The 15,417-nt window shown below is 64.0% G+C and carries 9 protein-coding genes; 2 read left to right on the top strand and 7 right to left on the bottom strand.

Annotation, left to right across the window (positions count from 1 at the left end):
• Positions 1-365: 365 nt before the first annotated feature.
• Both X751_RS146395 and X751_RS146400 read right to left on the bottom strand, forming a co-directional pair.
• On the bottom strand, positions 366-4,238 hold the full coding sequence (locus X751_RS146395) for a hypothetical protein (RefSeq protein ID WP_023745177.1): 3,873 nt from the start codon (positions 4,236-4,238) through the stop codon (positions 366-368).
• A gap of 10 nt (positions 4,239-4,248) precedes the next feature.
• Complete coding sequence (locus tag X751_RS146400; RefSeq protein WP_031198280.1) at positions 4,249-6,522, bottom strand: hypothetical protein; 2,274 nt, start codon at positions 6,520-6,522, stop codon at positions 4,249-4,251.
• A 202-nt stretch (positions 6,523-6,724) separates the two neighbouring features.
• Between X751_RS146400 and X751_RS146405 the strand changes: the two genes are divergently transcribed.
• Both X751_RS146405 and X751_RS146410 read left to right on the top strand, forming a co-directional pair.
• A complete protein-coding gene (locus tag X751_RS146405; RefSeq protein ID WP_023745176.1) occupies positions 6,725-8,317 on the top strand; it encodes an ABC transporter substrate-binding protein in 1,593 nt (530 codons plus the stop codon).
• A gap of 6 nt (positions 8,318-8,323) precedes the next feature.
• Positions 8,324-9,187: a hypothetical protein gene (locus X751_RS146410; RefSeq protein WP_023745175.1), complete on the top strand. Its 864-nt coding sequence runs from the start codon at positions 8,324-8,326 to the stop codon at positions 9,185-9,187.
• A 5-nt stretch (positions 9,188-9,192) separates the two neighbouring features.
• Here X751_RS146410 and X751_RS146415 read toward each other — a convergent pair whose 3' ends face one another.
• The 5 genes from X751_RS146415 to X751_RS146435 all read right to left on the bottom strand — a co-directional run bounded on the left by X751_RS146415 (position 9,193) and on the right by X751_RS146435 (position 15,415).
• The gene (locus X751_RS146415) at positions 9,193-10,128 is read right to left on the bottom strand and encodes an alpha/beta hydrolase (RefSeq protein WP_023745174.1); all 936 of its coding nucleotides are present in this window, start codon (positions 10,126-10,128) and stop codon (positions 9,193-9,195) included.
• A gap of 166 nt (positions 10,129-10,294) precedes the next feature.
• Complete coding sequence (locus X751_RS146420; RefSeq protein WP_023745173.1) at positions 10,295-11,077, bottom strand: carnitinyl-CoA dehydratase; 783 nt, start codon at positions 11,075-11,077, stop codon at positions 10,295-10,297.
• Complete coding sequence (locus X751_RS146425) at positions 11,070-13,148, bottom strand: acetate--CoA ligase family protein (RefSeq protein WP_023745172.1); 2,079 nt, start codon at positions 13,146-13,148, stop codon at positions 11,070-11,072. Before X751_RS146425 ends, X751_RS146420 begins: the two co-directional genes overlap by 8 nt.
• Positions 13,149-13,151: 3 nt before the next feature.
• On the bottom strand, positions 13,152-14,315 hold the full coding sequence (locus X751_RS146430) for an acyl-CoA dehydrogenase (RefSeq protein ID WP_023745171.1): 1,164 nt from the start codon (positions 14,313-14,315) through the stop codon (positions 13,152-13,154).
• Positions 14,316-14,320: 5 nt separating this feature from the next.
• Complete coding sequence (locus X751_RS146435; RefSeq protein ID WP_023745170.1) at positions 14,321-15,415, bottom strand: carnitine 3-dehydrogenase; 1,095 nt, start codon at positions 15,413-15,415, stop codon at positions 14,321-14,323.
• Positions 15,416-15,417 lie beyond the last annotated feature (2 nt).

Here is a 15,417-nt window from a genome sequence, read left to right as displayed (position 1 = left end):
TTGGGCGCCCTGTTTGCGGGCGCGATCCAAACGTCTGCCTAGACCATGATCCCGAAAAGGGAAAGTCGGTATTTGTTGTGCTAGGAGCGGCCTCGGCTGATGCCTTACCTGCTCGGCCTCGCTTCCGGTTATGGCCCAATTGGCGAAAACAGAAAGGAGAGCTCAGACGGGAAAGACCGTCTCTTCCATGCTGACGTCGCTGGACGGCTTTATCGAGGGACCGTCGGGCGACAGCGGCTTGCTGGTGTCCGAGGAAGATTGCACCGGCATTTCAACGACGAGATGCGGCGGACCCCGATCGCGCTGACGAAAAAAACCCGCCGAATCGCTCCGGCGGGGTTCTGAATTTTGACTCGTATCAGATCCTATGGCTTGAAGTTGGCCGCCGGATCCCTTTGCGGCTGTACCTGCGTCTGCGGCGTGCGCTTCGGTATGAACTGCTGAAGGACACCTGGATTGAGCAACAGGGTCGGGTCGAGCGACGGCTGCTGCCGGATGGCTCTGCAGTTCGGGAACCGACCAACGGTGCCTTCGGGGCAGCGCCGCCTGATGATCGGCACGCACTGGCCGCCGACCATCTGCGAGCCCGGGGCGCAGTCTCCCACCTGCGGCCTCGGCTTGCGGCATGCGCCGTCGATCACCTGGGTGCCGCGCGGGCAAACACACTCGCCGCGCTTGTTGTGCACCTGGCCGCGTATGTCGCACTGTTCCAGCACAGGCTTCTTCTGCCGGCAGGCATTGCCTTGCACCTCGGTACCCCGCGGGCAGACACAATTGCCGTTGGCGTCGTGGACCTGGCCGCGGATCGAGCACTGCTCGGGCTTCGGCCGGATCGGCCGGCAGACCTTGCCCCTGACTTCTGTGCCGTCCGGGCAGACGCAATCGCCATTGGCGTTTTGGATCTGACCACGGATCGAGCATTGTTCAGGCTTTGGCCGGATCGGCCGGCAGGCTCCATTGCGCTCCTCTGTCCCACGCGGGCAGACACAATCGCCATCGGCGTCATGAACCTGGCCGCGTATGCTGCACTGCTCGGGCTTCTGCTTGTCGCGCACGCAGGCATTTGCCTGTCGGTCGAGATGCGTACCTTCCGGGCAGTAGCAGCCATTGCCGTCCGACGTCGGGACCGAACCGGGGATGGCGCAGCCAGGCTTGTCGGTCTTGACGCAAGCGCCGTTCTCAAGCTCGGTTCCGCGCGGGCAGACACAGCGTCCATCCTCGGTGCGGATCTGGCCCTTGAGCAGCACGCAGGGCCTCGGATCCTTCGGCTGGATGATGACGCCGCCGTCGGGCGAGCACTGGCCGTTGCGGAACGTCGTGCCTTCCGGACACACGCACCGGCCGGCATCGTTCATGACGAAGCCTGGCGAGCATTCCTTCTTCACCTCGCGCTTGATGGTGAACGGATGGCAGGCATAGGCCTTGCCGCGATCGCCCTGGACGTTGGTCAGGTCGCCGGGCAGTACGTCGCCGCCGCCTTGCACCCTGGTGTCGGGAGACAAGACGCCGACGCAGTTCTGGCCGCTGACGTTGCCCCGCAGATTGACCAGGGGAGCGTCGGGAAGGACCACGGTGACCTTGTGCACATGGCTTTCCCCGGCGCCGAGCGTCAGGTTGGCAATGCAGGTCAACGGCAAGGTCGTCGGTTCGGGCGAGCAGCCAAAGGGCGGTTCGATCGAGGTGATCGCGACGCCTTGCAGCCGCCCCAGGCCGTCCACCCCGATCGCATCGCCGATGCGGACCGGACCGGAGAAGGCGGTCTGGCCATCATTGGTGATGGTGATCTCGAACGAGCAGGGTTGCCCGGGCTGGCACTCGGTATCGCCGGTCTTCTTGACGCTGACGGTGGACGTGCCGCCGCCCTTGGCGCAGGCCTGGCCGATCGGGTAGACGATATCGTCTCCAGGGGCCGGGCCGTATGAGCCGCGTGCGCAGTTCTCGAACGCGCCATTGGCCGAGACCGTCACATCGAAGTGCCTCGATGTTCCGGGAGTCATCGCGGCGCCGGGTATCTGGCACGACAGCGCGTTGGCCGGAACCGCTCCGCAGGCCCATTCCGCGCCGTCGGGTGTGACGGTCTGGATCTGGACCGGCGCGCCACCCGATATCAGCGTGGCAGCATCGTTGACCCGCACCGGACCGGTGGGGGCAGCGGTGCCAAGGCTGATGACGGTGATGCGGCAGGAAACCACCGCTGCACCGGCGAGCGAGCCGTTGCACACCTTGGTTATGCGCAGGGTCGGCTTGCCGCCATTGGGACGACGGAAGCGTTCCTTGGCGCAGGCCTTGTTGTTGGTGAGGTCGACCTCACCGGGGACGGGCTTCAGCGCCGCGCAGTTCTCGACCGCATCCGACTGGTAGCCGGCCGGCATGATCGCCTTGACGACGATCGGCGTCGATGCGCCCGGCATCAGCACGATGCCGGCATTGTCGCAGCGGAACTGGCCAGGACCGTTCGGTCCGCATGTCCAGGGCGGAGACGGGCCGAAGGTCGAAGAGACCGGCGCGCCGCCCGGGTAATTGTCGATAACCGTCAGCGGCCCATTATAGGGGACGCTGCCATTGTTGATGATGTCGATCACGAAGTAGCAGATGCCGTCGGGCGTGCAGACCGGGATGCGGGCACGCTTCTTCAGGATCAGGTCGACCTTCTTGTCGACCGGGGGCCGGCAATCGCGGTCGCGGTCGCCACGCCGGCAGATCGGGATCGAGGCACAGCCGCGATCGTTCTGCTGGCTGCCGAACAGCGGCTTGCCGCTGGCGCCGTAGTTATAGGTGGCGCAGTTGCGCAGCGCGCTGCCTTGCCAACCACCCGCCGGCTTGAAGCCGAGCTTGAGGTTGATGGAGGCCCCCGGATTGAGCGTGGTCACCGGATAGGTGCACGTCATCGGGGTCACGCCGGGCATGCATACCCAGGGCGGATTGGGCCCTGAATCCAGAGTCGAGCCGGCCGGCAGCGTCACCTCGTCGAGCACGATCTTGCCGTGATACGGCCCGTCGCCGACATTGGTGACCTTGATGGTGAAGTCGCAGCCGCCGCCCATCGTGCAACGCGTCACGTCGGCGCGTTTCTCGACCTTGAGGTCCGGTTCCTTGTCCTTGGGCGGACATCTCAAGTCACGCGGGATGACGATGTCGATGGTCTGCGTGCAGCATAGTCCCCAGCCCTCCTTCGGGCCGGCATAGGTCTCGATGCCGGTTACGATGAGGTGGATGACGTCGCCGGGCGACGCACCGACGATCTTCCAGTTCAGCACACCGCCGCCCGCCGGCACCAATTGCGTGTCGGGGATGATGGTGATGCCTGGGGTCGTCGTCGATACCTGCACCCATTTGCCGCCCATCTCCGGGCCGACAGGCATGTGGTAGATGAACGCGCCGCCGCCTTGCACGCAATCGACCGTGCCGCGCTCCACCTTGAAACATTCCCGGTCGGGAGGCGGAGGCCGCTTGTCACAATTGGTGAGGTCGATCTTGATCGAGGTCTTGGCCCCGGTCTTGTAGTCGCCGTCGTCGGGCTTGCCCGGATCCTGCGACGGGATGATGGCCCCCGTGCCGACGCCCGGCGTCACCTTGATCATGCCCTGGTTGTCGACGATGGTCGGCGAAGGAAACGCCGCATGGTCGATCTTGGCGGTGATCTTGAAATTGATGACGCGTTCATTGCCAGCCCCGGCGCCGTCGAGATCGGTGGTGGAAATCCGGAAATCGGAGACCGTTGCCGTATCGTTCGGATTAGCCGAGGTGCTGATTGTCGCACCCGGCAGCGGTCCGCCAGACGCATCCGTGCCGTCGCCGGACACGTTGACGTTGACGATCGCAAGACCGTGCGGAAGCTGATCCTTGAAGTCGAGTTGGAGTTTCTTCAGCCTGGCCGAAAAGCTTGGGTCGGCAAAGCCTTGCGGGTCGCCGCGCAGGCCAAAGCTCAGGGAGTAGACGACGTAGTCGCAGCTCCTCTGTGTGCCTGTTTTGGTGAAGAACGGCACGATCCGTTCCGGCCTCGGATTGACGATTTTTGAATTGTCCAGGTCGAGCCGCAGTTCCGGAGTGATCGGGACTGCATCTTCGGCGTGGCTTGCCACAGGGGTGAACATGGCGACCGCGATACCGGCCGCCATCAGCCAGCGCGCGCCGCGCCTGGCATATGACAGGGGTTTCATGATGGTCTCCATGACGGTTGGCTGCTTGCCGGTGGATTGACTGCTGTTCGCGGTCGGGGAAAGTGCGAGATTTTTCATCTTCCCCTCCTCAACGTTCGCAGCTGACGGCTGGGGTTCTGAGCGGCAAAGTCATCTTGCAGCAAGGGTAGTAGCCACCCTTGTCCTTGTCGGACTGCCTGTAGAAGCAAAGTCCAACATCGACTCTGTCGCCCGGAGAATGGCCGGTGATGTCGACCGTGTAAGGCTTACCGGGAGCATGCGACTGGGGTGATGTCACCCCGACGCCTGGTGTCCTGGACTTTGTCTCACTGGAAGGCTGGACCTTGATCGAATCGCCGCCAAAGCCGGCATGGTCATGGAGATAGAGGTCGGCCTGGAGGCCGCGAGGCGTGCAGTAGAACTGAACATCCTCGACATCGATGCACGGAGGCAGATCGCCGGGCGGTGGGAAGTCCGGCGGATAGAACGGCGGCAGATAACCGCCGGGGATCTCTTCATAATAGCCGGCACGGCCTTCGCAGGGGTGCCAGACCTCGACGTCGCCGACATGGCCTTCCACTTCCGGGTCTTCGAAATAGCCGTCGAAGTCGACGAACCACGAGCCGAAAGGCGGCACGTTGGCCGGCTTGACCAACGGCGTCGGCGTGATCTGCACGCCGTGCACGGCAAGCGGCCCGCCGGCGGCGAGCTGGTCGGCAAGTGTCGGGTTGTCGCGCAGCTTGTCGCCGGTGTTGACCAGCGTGTCGGTGCACACGCCGGTGTCGAGATTGCCGTCGGCGTCATAGCCATATTGCAGGTCGAGCCCACCGGCCGACTGCCGGTTGCCTTGCGGGAAGCCGACCGCATATTCCTGCGGCTCTTCCACCCAGACCGATTCCGTTGCCGGATCGTCCGGGTTTTCGCGCCAGTAGCGGATGACCTCGCCCTTGCCGGAATCGGCGAACTGGCTGTAATCGTAGCGATTCTCGACCGGGCCGCGCTGCGCCAGATACATGAAACCCTGGTTGTCGAAGGCGATGTCGGTGACGGCGTAGTCCTTGTCGGCCTTGACCGTCAGCTCCCAGCGCGGATCACCGGCAAAGCTGCCATCGCGGGCAATGCCAACCGACCAGATCTCGGCCTTTTCGCCGACCGAATAATAGAGCCGGCCGCCATGATAGGCGACGGACCAGACGCGGCGTTCGTCCTGCGTGTAGCCCCATGTGTCGGGGTCTTCCGAGTCGAAGGCAGCACCCTGTATGTCCATCACCGCACCGTCCTCGGCGACGGGAGCCAGCCCATGCGCCGGCCGCCCGGCAACGCCGTGATCGAATGTGTCGATCAGCGTGCCGTTGGCATCGAGGCGGTGGATGAGGCCGGTGTCGAGATCGCTGGCGAAAAACTCGCGGTGATTGCTGTCGAAGCTGATGTCGCCGATGCCGGAACCGCTGTTGGTGTCAATGTCGGCGAATTTGGAGACCGCGCCGGTGATGCCGTCGATCTTCCAGATCGTGCCCGGACCGCCACCGCTTTCGGTGCCGAACTGGCCGTCCATGAAGACGGCGCCTGCGGTTCCGCGGCGCTGTCGCTCGGGCCGACCGTCGGCATCTTCGTCCGGGGTGACGATACGGATGCCGTGCAGGGAGGTAGCGCCGGCATAGAGGTTGGGGACGCCCGAGGGAACGCCGTCGCGCACACCGTCATCATAGGTGATGGCGAACACCTGGCCGATCTGTTCGGCCGTCACCTCGAAGGGCGGCGGCGTGTAGACGAGCTGGCCGGAAGCCGGTCCGCCGAGCGCCGAAACGTCGAAGACGCGCAAGGTGGCGCGCGTCGTGTCGATGAAGGTTTCGTCGACCGGGTCGACGCCGGGCGGCAGCCCCCCCCTTTCGGAATCGGCAGAGTCGAAATTGGGAATGACGGTGCCGGAAAATCCGGTGACCGCCATCGAGCCGGGATAGATGATCTGGGTTTCCTGCGCTTGGGCGGCTGTGTCCAACCAGAGCGTGGCGCTCAGCGCCAGGGCAAGCAAACCGCCGGCCAGATGGAGCGAACGGCGCAAACCGCCGCTTGGAGACGACATGGACGCGCCGCGATCGCAGGACATAAAACTCCCCCCGAAGTTTTCGGGAGGAACATCCGGTCCGGCCGCGCGAAACAGGGCAAGGCGCGGCGTTCCGGCACGTTCGTCCCTGATCGAATTGTCTGCTTTCCTCATCTTCACGATACGCCTGCTCCTGCGCAGGGTCAACGGAATCAGCCGAAAGCCCAGCGCATCGACTCCATCCCGAAGGCGGTGGTCGCGCTGAGCTTGCGTTGGTCCCGGAGACCGTGGAGCCTCTGGGGTCCTGGTCATGGGGGCATCCTTTCCGGCCCGCACCATGCGGCGCCTGGTCGTCAGTCGCAGGCTGAAGCGGAAAGGTTCATGCAAAACGGCGGCCGGGTCTGTCCGCCATTTCACAGAGGCGCGGCCAATTCCTTGTGTCAACTCAAGGTGGAAAACAGTCTTGGCGCGCGAAAGACCGGCCGGCTTACTTACCGTCAGTGCCGGCTTCTGCTAGCGTCTTCCCAACCCTGGGGGGATCATGACACGCAGGCACTTCGTTCTCTTGCTGGCGGCGCTTTTTCCATGTGCGTTGCCGGTCCATCAATCCGTAGCCAAGACCTTGGTCTACTGCACCGAGGTTAGCCCCGATACGTTTGATCCCGCACTCGCCTCCGGATCCCGCGACGCCTCGGCCACCGCTCTCTACAACCGCATGGTCGAGTTCGAGCCCGGCACCACCAAGGTGCGCCCCGGCCTTGCCGAAAGCTGGGAGATTTCCGACGACGGCCTCACCTACACATTCCATCTGCGGCACGGCGTGAAATTCCATAGCGTCGAGGGCTTTACGCCTAGCCGCGACTTCAACGCCGATGACGTGCTGTTTACCTTCGACCGGCAGGCCAACGCGCAGAACCCGTTCAACAATTACGCCAAACGCCAGTACATTTACTTCGACGGCATCGGCATGCCGGATCTTGTCGCCGGTTGGCGCAAGCTTGACGACCATACTGTGGTGATGACGCTGAAGGCGCCGCATTCGCCGATGCTTGCCGACCTGGCGATGGATTTCGCTTCGGTCGTTTCCAAGGAATATGCCGACAAGCTCGTCGCAGAGAAGCGGCTTCTCGACTTGGCGCTGAAGCCGGTCGGGACGGGTCCGTTCCAGCTTGTCGACTACCAGCAGGATGCAGTCATCCGCTACAAGGCCAATCCGGACTACTGGCGCGGCAAGCCGAAGATCGACGATCTCGTCTTCGCCATTGCCACCGATGCCAGCATTCGCATGGAAAAGCTGCGCGCCGGCGAATGCGATCTCATGCCCTATCCAAATCCGGCCGACCTGGAGGCGATCAAGGCGACGCCCGGAATCAAGGTCATGCGGCAGGAGGGCCTCAATACGGGATACCTCGCCTTCAACACCTTGCAGAAGCCCTTCGACGATCCAAGGGTGAGGAAGGCGATCGCCATTGCCATCGACACGCAGGCGCTGGTCGACGTCGTATTCCGCGGCACCGGCGAAGTCGCACGCAATCCGCTGCCGCCAACCTCCTGGGCCTATGACAAGACGAGCCCCGATCATGTCTTCGACCCCGCTGCCGCCAGGCAGGGGCTCGCCGATGCCGGCGTAAAAGACCTGCACATGAAGATCTGGGCGATGCCGGTGCAGCGTCCGTATAACCCGAATGCGCAGCGTATGGCCGAAATGATCCAGTCCGACCTGGCAAAGATCGGTGTCACCGTGGAAGTCGTGACGTATGAGTGGACTGAATACCTTGCCCGCTCGAAGTCACGCGACCGCGACGGCGCCATGCTGTTCGGCTTCACTGGCGACAATGGCGACCCCGATAACTTCCTGTCGGTGCCGCTTGGCTGTGCCGGCGTCGGCACCACCAATCGTGCCAACTGGTGTTTTCCGGCCTTCGACGATCTGCTCAAGCAGGCAGCCGGGATCGTCGATCCCGCTGCCCGCGCAAAACTCTATTCGCAGGCGCAAACGATCTTCAGGGAGCAGATGCCGTGGGTCGCTATCGCCCACTCCGTGGTCTCGATCCCGATGCGCGAACAGGTGACGGGCTATGTCATGGACCCCTTTGATCACCACGATTTCTCGGGCGTCGATATCAAGGAATAGCGTTCGGTGTCTGCCGCCGATCTCGATGTCTATGTAGAGAGCCTGCGCAATTTCCGACTGGTGCGGAGCTATAGCATCGCGCAGTTACTGCCTTACCTGGAACAGGCTGGATTGAAAGTGCGCCTGCTCGACCGGCCGGCCGGCCGAGATCGGGCGCCGGTGGCCTTTCTGCATGTCGACCTGACAATCGTGCCGCCAACGTACCGCGGTCTCGGCCACCTCTACGACCGCACCATCAATGGCCGCGCGCTGTCCATCCACCGGCACCTTTATTCGACACTGAAGCTGGAGGCCGGCGACAGCCACAAGGGGCCGGTTGTCGTCAAGACCGTCCTCAACTCCAGGGGTCGGCCAGAGCAGCGCTGGTGGCAGCATCGCAACGGCCTGACCAGGAGCGCGCATGTCATCCGCAAGCTCTTCGAACCCGGCTACAAGGACCGCCTGTGCCCGCCCTATAAGGTCTACCAGACGATCGGCGAGGTTCCTCGGAATGTATGGCGCAACAATCGCCTGATGGTGGAAAAGTTCGCCTTCGAAACCCTCGACCTGCCCATCGTCAAACACCGCTACATGTTCCTGCTCGGCGCCGAGATCAACATGCGGCAGGTCTACGACGATGTGTTGTGCGCCGGCTCAAAAATCCTGAGCAATGAGGTGGGCGGCGCGGTGCCGCCGGAGGTGCTGGCGGTGCGGCAAAGGCTCAATCTGGATTTCGGCGCCATCGACTATTTCATCGTCGACGGCAAAGGCATTGTCGTCGATGCCAACAAGACCGTCGGCTCAAATCCGGAATGGCTGAAGAAAAACCGCTTTCGCCGGGAGTTCAACGATCGCATGGCCGAGGCGCTGATCGCCTTTGTCCGCGGCTGAGCCGTTCACCCGATCCAGTCGCCCTTGCCGAGCACCGACACCACTTCGACGATACGGTTGAAGCTGGCGCGGGCCCGGCCGACCGTGTGCCTGGCCCGGAGATAGCCGTGCACCAGTCCCGGCTCCTCGAACCAGGCGGCATGGCCGCCGGCAGCGAGGACGCGGTCGCGATAGGCCTCGCCGTCCGACGACAGTGGGTCACACTCAGCGGTGATCAGCACTGTCGGTGGCAGGCCGGTAAAATCTGCGTCGGCCATTGGATACAAAGTGATGTCGCCGGTCCCATCGACGCCGCCGGTGCGGATATCCCTGTAGAAGTCGAGATCGCGCACCGTCAGCATCGGCGCTTCCGCATGCGTCAAATAGGAGCCTTGCGAACGGTCGCCGCCGAGGCCGGGATAGATCAGCACCTGGCCGATCGGCTTTTTGGCATGGCTGCGCGTTGCGTGGGCGACAGCCGCGCAGAGATTGCCGCCGGCGCTGTCGCCGCAGAGCAAAATAGGGCAGTCGTAGTTTGAGGCCGCCCATTCGAAGGCATGCAGCGCATCGTCGAAGGCGGCAGGGTGCAGATGCTCTGGCGCCAGCCGGTAGCCGATGGAGACCACTTCGAAGCCGGTCCGGGCGCACAGCTCGGCGCAGACATCGTCATGGCTGTCCAGCCCACCGAGGATGAAGCCGCCGCCATGGATGTAAAGCACCATCGCGTCCCGGTTAGGTGAGGCAGAGCGATAGATGCGGATCGGGATGTCGTGGGCGGCAATGATTGTCGTTTCCGCCGTCACGCCATCGGGATAGCCGGCAAAAAACTCGCGGCACATCCTGTCATAGATCGCACGCTGTTGGGCGATGGTGTAGTCGATCGTGTCGGGAGGATAGTAGGAGTTGGTCTTCTCGATGAAGGCCCAGGTCTCGGCGTCGATGAGGGTTTTGTAGTCGGTCATGCAGCTCCTTTACCTCCCCCTTGATGGGGGAGGTCGCCGCGAAGCGGCGGGTGGGGGGTGGTGGCGCATCACCCNGGGGGGGGGGGGGGGGGGGGGGGGGTGGTGGCGCATCACCCCACCCCGGACCTTCGGTCCGACCCTCCCCATCGAGGGGAGGGTAAAGAGGCTACTTCCCCTTCCACATCGGGTCGCGCTTTTCCGCAAAAGCCCGGAACCCTTCCATATTGTCCTCCGAGCCATAAAGCGCATCGACCGTCGCCAATTGCCGGCGCGTCACGCGGTTCATCGCGTCCTGGAAGGTCAGCGCCTCGGCCACCCGCGCCGTCTCCTTGATCGCGGCAAACACCAGTGGCGGACCGCCGGCGAGCAGCCGGGCGATCTCCCAGACGCGCTCCTCGAGCTTGTCCTTGGGCAGCACTTCGTTGACCAGCCCCCAGCGATACGCTTCCGCCACATCCATCCAGCGGCCGGTGAGCAGAAGGTCCATGGCGACATGGTAGGGAATGCGCTTGGGCAGCTTGATCGTCGCGGCATCAGCCAGCGTGCCGGCGCGGATTTCGGGCAGGGCGAAGGAGGAATGGTCGGAGGCGAAAATGAGGTCGCAGGACAGCGCCAGCTCGAAGCCGCCGCCCACCGCCATGCCGTTGACGCAGGCAATGATCGGCTTGTTCATGTCGCGCAGCTCCTGCAGGCCGGCAAAACCGCCGACGCCATAGTCGCCGTCGACCGCGTCGCCACCGGCGGCTGCCTTCAAATCCCAGCCGGCGCAGAAGAACTTGTCGCCGGCGGTCTTGACGATGGCGACGCGCAATCCGGGATCGTCGCGGAACGCCTTGAAGGTCTCGCCCATCAGCCGCGAGGTCTTGAGGTCGATGGCGTTGGCCTTGGGCCGGTCGAGCGTGACCTCGATGATGGTGCCCTCGCGGCGGGTGGAAATGACGTCAGACATTCTTCTTCTCTCCCAGCACCAGCAGCGCGTCGGCGATCCAGGCGCCCTTGCCCTCGGCGCAGACGATCAGCGGGTTGATGTCGAGTTCCTCGATCTCTCCGGCATTCGTCTGCACGAAGCCGGCAATGCCCGCGATGGCGTCGATGGCAGCCCCGACATCGGCCTTGGGCCGGCCACGATAGCCGTCCAGCAGCGGAAACAGTTTAAGGCCACGCAGGGCCGCCTCGATGTCGTCGCGCGTCGCCGGCAGCATCAGCGTGACGCTGTCGCGCAACAGCTCGACCAGCACGCCTCCGGTGCCCAGCGTCATGACGGCGCCGAACATCGGGTCGCGGGTGAAGCCGACGATCAGTTCGGCAACGCCGTCGCGCACCATGCGCTCGACATAGAGGCCGGTGCCGAGCGGCAGCAGATCATGCGCCGCCGTGCTCACGGATTCGGCGTCTTTCAGATTGAGCCGCACCGCGCCGACTTCCGACTTATGGGTGACGCCGAGCGCCTTCAGCGCCACCGGGAAGCCGAGCGCCATGGATGAGATGACGGCCTCGACAGCGTTGGCGGCACGTTCTGCCTTCGGCACCGGCAAGCCGGCCTTGATCAGCCGCGCCTTGGCTTCGGCCTCGTCAGGGGTGACATGGTCGCCGCCGGCAGCACCTGCAGCCGACGTGTCGATCGGCTGCGCCTGCGGCTCGGCCCAGGCCCAGCCGATGAAGGCCGCCGCGCCTGCGGCATCCATGGCCTCGGAAATACCGAACAACGGCACCATGCCGCGCGCCATCAGCTCGGCGGTGTATTCCTCCGGCAGGTTCTCCGGCAGCGACGAGACGATCGCGCCATGCGCCTTGTTGGTCTTCAGCGCCGCCTCGAAGGCGCGCAGCGTCGCCCACCAGTCGGTGACCGAGCAGCGGTCGGGGCGCGGGAAATCGAGCACCAGCATGTTGAGGTCGAAACCGCCCGACACCATGGCGGTGAAGGTGGCGGTCATCGCCGGTTCATTGTTCCAGATGAAGGTGTGATAGTCCAACGGGTTGGCGACCGCGACCAGCGGCCCGAGCGTCGATTTGACATGGGCGCGGTGTTTGCTGGTGAGCTCCGGGAAATTGACCCAGCGGCCTTCGGCGCTGTCGGCCATGACAGAGGCTTCGCCGCCCGAGCAACTCATCGATGACAGACGATAGCCGGGCAGCGGCCCGGTGACATGCAGCAGCTTCAGCGCCTCGATGAAAGCGGGGATGGAATCGACGCGGGCAATTCCGAGCCGCCGCAGGAATGCGCCCGAGGCAGCGTCCGAGCCGGCCAGCGATGCCGTGTGCGAGACCGTCGCCTGCCGCGCCTGTTCGGAGCGACCGACCTTCATGGCGATGATCGGCTTCTTCAGTTCGCGCGCGCGCGCGGCCAGCTTCTCGAAGCCGGCTACCGAATCGAAGGCTTCGATGTGCAGGCCGAGCGAGGTGACGCGCTCATCCTCGATCAGGCCGAGCGCCATTTCGGAGAGGCCGGTCTGCGCCTGGTTGCCGGCCGTCATCAGGAAGGCGATCGGCAGGCCGCGCTTCTGCATCGTCATGTTGATGGCGATGTTGGAGGACTGGGTGATGATGGCGACGCCCTTGGCGCCTTCGGGCAGCCGGATGCCGCCATGCTGGTCGGGCCACAACAGCGCGCCGTCGGCGTAGTTGATCAGGCCATAACAGTTCGGGCCGATGATCGGCATCTGGCCGGCCGCGGCCACCAGTTCGGCCTGCAGCCGCTCGCCATCGTCGTCATAGGCCTCGGTCTCGAGAAAGCCCGCGGCAAAACAGACGGCGCCGCCGGCGCCACGCTCGGCCAGCGCCTTGATCACGTCGATGGTGAGATGCCGGTTGACGCCGACAAAGGCAGCGTCGGGCGCCCCGGGCAATTCGGCGACCGAGCGATAGGCCTTGCGGCCGGCGACCTCGTCCTTGTTCGGATGCACCGGCCAGATTTCGCCGGCAAAGCCCATCTTGATCGATTGCGCGACGACGGCAGCGGCCTGGGCCCCGCCGAACACCGCGATGGATTTTGGGCGCAAGAGACGTTCAAGCTTATGCATGGTTTATGCCCCGAACGGGCGCAGCAGCGCCCGCGAAATGATGTGGCGCTGGATTTCCGACGTACCTTCCCAGATGCGCTCGACGCGCGCATCGCGCCAGATGCGCTCCAGCGGCAGGTCGTCCATCAGCCCCATGCCGCCATGGATCTGGATTGCTTCGTCGGCAACAAAGGCGAGCATTTCGGTAGCCTTCAGCTTGGCCATGGCCATGTCCTGATCGGTCACGGTGCCCTGATCGTACTTCCAGCCGGCTTCGAACACCATCAGGTCCGCAGCCTTCAATTCGGTCGCCATGTCGGCGAGCTTGAACGACACGCCCTGGAACTTGCCGATCTGCTGGCCGAACTGCTGGCGCTGCGCAGAATATTCGATGGCATGGCCAAGCGCCCGCTCGGCGCGGCCAAGGCAAGTGGCACCGACCTGCAGGCGGGTGGCGCCGAGCCAGGAATTGGCGACCTCGAAGCCCTTGTGCACTTCGCCGAGCACCTGGCTCGCCGGCAGGCGGCAATCGTCGAATTCGAGGATGGCGTTGGTGTAGCCGCGATGCGAGACGTTGCGGTAGCCGTCGCGCACGGTGAACCCCTTGGTGCCCTTGTCGACGAAGAAGGCGGTGATCTTCTTGCGCTTGCCGCGCGGCGTTTCTTCCTCGCCCGAAGCCATAAAACAAATCGTGAAATCGGCAAGATCGGCATGGGAGATGAAATGCTTGGTGCCGTTGAGCACCCAGTCGTCGCCGTCCTGTACGGCGGTCGCTTTCATGCCGCGCAAATCGGAGCCGGCGCCGGGCTCGGTCATCGCCAGGCAGTCCCACTTTTCGCCACGGATGCAAGGGAACAGGTATTTTTCGCGCTGTTCCTGCGTGCCGGCCAGAAGGATGTTGGAGGGGCGCGCCACGCAGGTCCAGTGCAGCGCGTAATTGGCGCGGCCGAGTTCCTTTTCGTAGAGCAGCCAAGTCACCGTATCGAGGCCGGCGCCACCGACATCGGCCGGCATGTTGGCGGCGTAGAGCCCGGCTTCGATCGCCTTGACCTTGATCTCCTCGATCAGCTCGCGGCGCAGCACGCCGGTGCGCTCGACCTCGCGTTCATGCGGGTAAAGCTCGTTCTCGACGAACGCACGCGTCGTCTCGACAATGAGCTTCTGTTCCTCCGACAGCCCGAAATCCATGGTCTTCAGCCCTTCTTCTTTTTCTTCGGCTTTTCCACCTTCTTCACCGGCTTCGACGCCTTGGCCTTTTCGGCAGCCTTGGAAGCGGCCGGCTTCTTCGCCGCCAGCTTTGCCAGCTGCCTGGTGTAGTCCTTGTGCAAGGCGCCGGCGCCCCAGCCCTTGCCTTTGTTCTGTTTCGACAGAGCATCCATAATCGCGACCAGATTGTCGTCGCGGATCTTTTCCAGCTCACGGATCGACAGGCCATGCGCCTGGTCGTCCGACTGGGTGGCGATCAGATCGACCAGCTCGTCGTTGAACTCCGGCACGTCCATCAGCTTGGTCCACGGCCATTTCAGGCACGGCCCGAACTGCGCCATAAAGTGGCGCATGCCGGCCTCGCCGCCGGCGACGCGGTAGACCTGGAACATGCCCATCTGCGCCCAGCGCAGGCCGAAGCCATAGCGCATGATGTCGTCGAGTTCCTCGACGGTGCAGATGCCGTCCTTGATCAGCCACAGCGCCTCACGCCAGGCCGCTTCGAGCAGGCGGTCGCCGACAAAGGCCTCGATCTCCTTGCGGATCACCACCGGCTTCATGCCGATCGATGCATAGATCTCCTTTGCGACCTCGATCGCCTCTGGAAAGGTCTGTTCGCCGCCGACGATCTCGACCAGCGGCAGCAGATAGACCGGGTTGAAGGGATGTCCGACAACCAGACGCTCCGGATGCTTCTTCATCGCCACCTGCATGTCGGTCGGCTTGATGCCCGAGGTGGACGAGCCGACAATGGCGTTGGCCGGCGCGCAGAGATCGATCTCGGCCAGTACGCGGTGTTTGAGGTCGAGCCGCTCCGGCACGCTCTCCTGGATGAAATCGGCGTCGGCCACCGCCTCGGCGATGGTCTTGGCAAAGGTCAGTCTGCCTTCCCTGGGCAGGCCGCCGGGAACCATCTGCCTGTAGGCGCGGCGCGCGCCCTTCATCACTTCCGAGACCTTGCGCGACGCTTCCGGGTCCGGATCGAAGATCGACACATCGATGCCGTTGAGCAGCAACCGCGCCACCCAACCGGCGCCGATGACACCGCCGCCAATGGCGGCTGCCTTGTTGATGATGCTCATGG

It is taken from the genome of Mesorhizobium sp. LNJC394B00 (genome assembly GCF_000502555.1).
In the GTDB taxonomy this organism is placed as follows: Bacteria; Pseudomonadota; Alphaproteobacteria; order Rhizobiales; family Rhizobiaceae; genus Mesorhizobium.
The sequence above is the reverse complement of the archived record's forward strand: the minus strand, read 5'-3'. Positions and strand labels throughout refer to the sequence as shown.

Bases quoted from the DNA above. Each gene is read 5' to 3' on its own strand.
- X751_RS146395 (WP_023745177.1), bottom strand. From the start codon at position 4,238: ATGAAAAATCTCGCACTTTCCCCGACCGCGAACAGCAGTCAATCCACC.
- X751_RS146400 (WP_031198280.1), bottom strand. From the start codon at position 6,522: ATGGTGCGGGCCGGAAAGGATGCCCCCATGACCAGGACCCCAGAGGCT.
- X751_RS146405 (WP_023745176.1), top strand. From the start codon at position 6,725: ATGACACGCAGGCACTTCGTTCTCTTGCTGGCGGCGCTTTTTCCATGT.
- X751_RS146415 (WP_023745174.1), bottom strand. From the start codon at position 10,128: ATGACCGACTACAAAACCCTCATCGACGCCGAGACCTGGGCCTTCATC.
- X751_RS146420 (WP_023745173.1), bottom strand. From the start codon at position 11,077: ATGTCTGACGTCATTTCCACCCGCCGCGAGGGCACCATCATCGAGGTC.
- X751_RS146425 (WP_023745172.1), bottom strand. From the start codon at position 13,148: ATGCATAAGCTTGAACGTCTCTTGCGCCCAAAATCCATCGCGGTGTTC.
- X751_RS146430 (WP_023745171.1), bottom strand. From the start codon at position 14,315: ATGGATTTCGGGCTGTCGGAGGAACAGAAGCTCATTGTCGAGACGACG.
- X751_RS146435 (WP_023745170.1), bottom strand. From the start codon at position 15,415: ATGAGCATCATCAACAAGGCAGCCGCCATTGGCGGCGGTGTCATCGGC.